At 27.5% G+C, this 1,838-nt stretch carries 2 protein-coding genes and 1 pseudogene; 1 reads left to right on the top strand and 2 read right to left on the bottom strand.

What is annotated here, in order from left to right:
• A pseudogene (locus AC1DTM_RS24875) lies at positions 1–122 on the top strand (IS6 family transposase); the annotation flags it as partial.
• A gap of 337 nt (positions 123–459) precedes the next feature.
• Here AC1DTM_RS24875 and AC1DTM_RS24870 read toward each other — a convergent pair.
• Together AC1DTM_RS24870 and AC1DTM_RS24865 are read right to left on the bottom strand one after the other, a co-directional pair.
• Positions 460–1,299 carry a peptidylprolyl isomerase gene (locus tag AC1DTM_RS24870; protein WP_002114482.1) on the bottom strand — a complete coding sequence of 280 codons (840 nt, stop codon included), beginning with the start codon at positions 1,297–1,299 and terminating at the stop codon, positions 460–462.
• A gap of 335 nt (positions 1,300–1,634) precedes the next feature.
• Positions 1,635–1,838 (bottom strand): hypothetical protein (locus AC1DTM_RS24865; protein ID WP_477001133.1); only part of this gene is annotated, 204 nt, incomplete at its 5' end.

Genomic DNA, 1,838 nt, shown 5'->3' with positions numbered 1-1,838 from the left:
CTTCTATATTGAGTGGTGTGGAAGCCATGCATATGATTAAAAAAGAACAGATTGATTTACGGGATCAGTCTGTCCAAAATCAGAAAGAGTTCATCCATCAATTGTTTGGGCTAACAGCATAAAATACAATTCCGCTAGAAATATATACGCTATATTCTCGTCTACTTTATCTTTGCACCAGAACCAACGTACCTAAAGGGGCAATAATGGACTAAACATATAAAGAACTATTACATCAAAGATAACGCCAAAACAATAAAGGACCCCTTATTCAACATAAATATGACAATGACATAGCTAGTTTTTATACAAACACATAATCCAGATATAACATGTTATACTCAAAAAGAAATAAGCAATCCTACTTATTTTTAAAGTAATTAAGTAGATTTTATTTCATTAGTTTAAGGATATGTACAAAAAAAAGAACCTATTAGGTTCTTTTTTTTGTACATATCCTTATTTTTCAAATTCTTTAAAAGTATCTTTTAAATCTTTATCTGTTATTTTTATATCTGCTTCCTTAAATAAATCTTTGAAAAATTGTTGTTGCCATTGTTGGTCTTTTAAACGTTTCTGTTCCAATTCCTTACGAATATTATCTTTTTCCTGATCAAAAGGTTTTAACTCTTTTTTCTCTGTTAATTTAATAACATGGTAACCATAAGAAGATTTTATTGGATCACTTACTTGTCCAGCTTCTAATTTATAAGCGGCTTCTTCAAATTTAGGATCCATTTGACCTGGACCAAATTCAGGTAATTCTCCACCTTTTTCTTTTGAACCAGGATCCTCCGAATATTGTTTTGCTAATGCTGCAAAATCTTCTCCATTATTTAATTTTTCTTTTATTTCTTTCGCCGTTTTTTCATCTTTTACTAAAATATGACTTGCTTTTAATTTTGGCTTATAAAGATTTTTTATCTCTTTTTCCGTAACTGAAGCTTTAACAGCTTTTTCAAACGCCATTTGCCTTTTAATTATCTTTTTAAGATCATCTTCATCTTTAGCACCAGTTTGTGTTAAATAGGCTTTAAAATTATCACCCATTTGTTTTTTTAATTCTTCAACTTTTTTCTTTACCTCATCATCTGAAACTTTATATTTATCTAATAAAATCTTGTCTAACATTGCTTGTTGTAGAACAACTTTTCCTGCTGTCTCTTTCAACTCTTTATTAAATTCTTCTTGGGTCAAATTTCCTGATTTTGATGTAGCAAGATTATCTGAATTACCACATGCAGATAATAGTAAAATACTGCTCATTGCAGCACCTATAAAAATATGTCGTTTATTCAATTTTTTATACCTCATTCTATAAATTGATTTATAGTTTAGTATATTTTATTTCCTTAATAAAACAAAATTTTTATAAGAAATAGACTTTGTTTATTTTCATTGAAAATGTAATATAGATTCACTAAAAACAAAGGTTTTTACCCTGTTTTTGGGTATAAGGTAATGGCTGGAGTGAGGAGGTCTAGCAAAGGGGGCTATCCCCTTCTAGTTCCCCTTTCCTTAAACCTAAAAACTGAAAGTAAACTTTTACATAGAAGTTTACTTTCAATTTTCATCAAAAAAAATAAAAGATGATTTCACATTTATCATCTTTTATCCTTAAAAATAACAAAAAATTATTTTATTTCATCTAACTTATTCATTTTTCTAAGTAACTTAGTTTTTGTTATATCTCTAGAAATAATAAATAAAACTAAGTTAACCAAAATTAAAATTACATCTATACAAATAACCCAAAAATCACTTTTTATAAAAGAATTAGTCAAAACCAATATTAATAAGCTAATTCCTGAAATTAATCTTACTTTGTTTTGTTCTTC

It is taken from the genome of Bacillus sp. P4_D3 (genome assembly GCF_056401855.1).
Note: the sequence above shows the minus strand (reverse complement) of the source record. Positions and strands in the feature narration are given on the sequence as shown.